The 2,034-nt window shown below is 67.4% G+C and carries 3 protein-coding genes; all 3 read left to right on the top strand.

What is annotated here, in order from left to right; genetic code table 11:
* The coding region (locus C2134_RS10880) for a magnesium transporter (protein ID WP_146042135.1) at positions 1-455 on the top strand (455 nt) is incomplete at its 5' end.
* A 6-nt stretch (positions 456-461) separates the two neighbouring features.
* A complete protein-coding gene (gene prmC, locus C2134_RS10875) occupies positions 462-1,280 on the top strand; it encodes a peptide chain release factor N(5)-glutamine methyltransferase (RefSeq protein WP_103319962.1) in 819 nt (272 codons plus the stop codon).
* Positions 1,281-1,292: 12 nt separating this feature from the next.
* A complete protein-coding gene (locus C2134_RS10870; RefSeq protein WP_158248747.1) occupies positions 1,293-2,030 on the top strand; it encodes a phosphatase PAP2 family protein in 738 nt (245 codons plus the stop codon).
* Positions 2,031-2,034 lie beyond the last annotated feature (4 nt).

Below are 2,034 nucleotides of genomic sequence, written 5' to 3'. Positions count from 1 at the left end.
CCTCGCGGGTGATCGGCGCCTTCGAGCATTCCATCGCCCAGCTGGTGGCCTTGGCGGCCTTGATGCCCATCGTCGCCGGCATAGGCGGAAACTCCGGCAACCAGACCATCACCATGATTGTGCGCGCGCTGGCCATGGGCCAGATGCGGACCGGGCAGGCCAGCCGCTTGTGGCGCAAGGAGATCGGTGTCAGCATCATCAACGGCATGATCTGGGGCTCCGTCATCGGCGTGATCGCCTGGCTGTTGTACGGCAGCGCCTCGCTGGGCTTGGTGATGCTGGCGGCGATGACGCTGAACCTGATGCTGGCCGCCACCATGGGCGTGTTGATTCCGACTTTGATGCAGAAACTGGGCAAGGACCCGGCACTGGGGTCCAGCGTGCTGATTACCGCCTGCACCGATTCGGGCGGTTTCCTGATTTTTCTCGGCCTTGCCACCGTATTTCTACTGTAAATGATGCTGACTATCGAACAGGCGCTGCGCCGCCATTCCCTGCCCAGGCTGGAGAGCCGCATGCTGCTGATGCATGCTTGGCCGGAACTGACCCACGCCGCCATCATCGGCTATCCGGAGCGCGAGCTGCCGCAAGACGTCGAGGCGGCATTCGATGCGCTGGCCGCGCGGCGTCTGGCCGGCGAGCCGATGGCGTATCTGCTGGGCGCGCGCGAATTCTACGGCCGCGATTTCAAAGTGAGCCCGGCGGTGCTGATTCCGCGTCCGGAAACCGAGCATCTGATCGAATTGGCGCTGGCAAAAGTGGACAAGAATGCCCCGGCGCGGGGGGTCGATCTGGGCACCGGCAGCGGCATCATCGCCGTGACGCTGGCGCTGGAGGCGCCCGCCTGGACGGTAGGCGCGGTGGATGTCTCGGCCGAGGCGCTGGCGGTGGCGCGCGGCAATGCCGAGGCGCTCGGCGCCGGTGTCGATTTCCGCCTGGGCAGCTGGTATGCGCCGCTGGAACCGACGGCGCGCTTCGATCTGATCGCCTCCAACCCGCCGTATATCGAGCGTGATGACCATCATCTGGCTGAGGGCGATCTGCGTTTCGAGCCGCGCGGGGCGCTGACCGACGAGGCCGACGGGCTGGCCTGCCTGCGCGAGATCGCCGCCGGCGCGCCGGCCCGGCTGGCGGCGGGCGGTTGGCTGATGGTGGAGCATGGCTACGACCAGGGCGCGGCGGTGCGCGGCTTGTTCGCCGCAGCCGGGCTGTTGGCGGTGGAAACCATCCGCGACTTGGCCGGTCAGGACCGTATCACCATCGGACGGAAAGCGGGCTGATCGATGTCTTGCTTGAAGCGATTCTGGCCCGCCTGTGTCCTGGTACTGCTCGGCGCGGGCATGCTGATCTGGCCGCCGGCGAATCAGCAAGGCTTTCTTGCGCTGAATGGGATGTTGAATGCGCTGCCGGCCCCCTTGTGGCGCTTTCTCAGCATCTTTGGCGACTGGCCTACCGCGCTGGCCTTGATGCTGGCCTGGAGCTGGCGCGATCCCAAACGCTTGCCGGCGCTGATCGTCGCCGGCGTCGTCGGGATCGCCCTGTCCGTCGGTTTGAAGGCGGGTTTCAATGTGCCGCGGCCGCCATTGGTATTGCCGCCCGGCACGGTGGAGCTGCTGGACCGGCTGCCCGGCAACGGCTCATTCCCGTCCGGCCACGCCCTGGCCTCGGCGGCGCTGGCGACTTTTGTCTGCCAAGGCATGGGCAGAGCGGGGCGATGGGCGTGTTATGGCTTGGCCGCGCTGGTGGCGCTGTCGCGCATCGCCATCGGCGTGCATTGGCCGCTGGACCTGATGGCCGGGGCCTTGTTGGGCTGGGGAACGATGCGGCTGGCGATGGCGCGGTGCTGGCCCGGCGGGTGGCCAAGGGATGTCGAGCGCACCGCCGAAATGATTCTACTGGTGTTGTTGAGCGGCGCCCTGGCATGGCTGTTGGGCCAGCGCGCGATGTATGCGGACTACTGGCTGCGCGCCGGCATCGCGGGCGCGGTGGCGCTGCTTGGCTTCGTTCGACTGGCCCGGCGCGGGCACTGAGCGC

Source organism: Chromobacterium sinusclupearum, from assembly GCF_002902845.1.
Taxonomy (GTDB): Bacteria; Pseudomonadota; Gammaproteobacteria; order Burkholderiales; family Chromobacteriaceae; genus Chromobacterium; species Chromobacterium sinusclupearum.
This window is presented reverse-complemented; position numbering and strand designations above follow the sequence as displayed.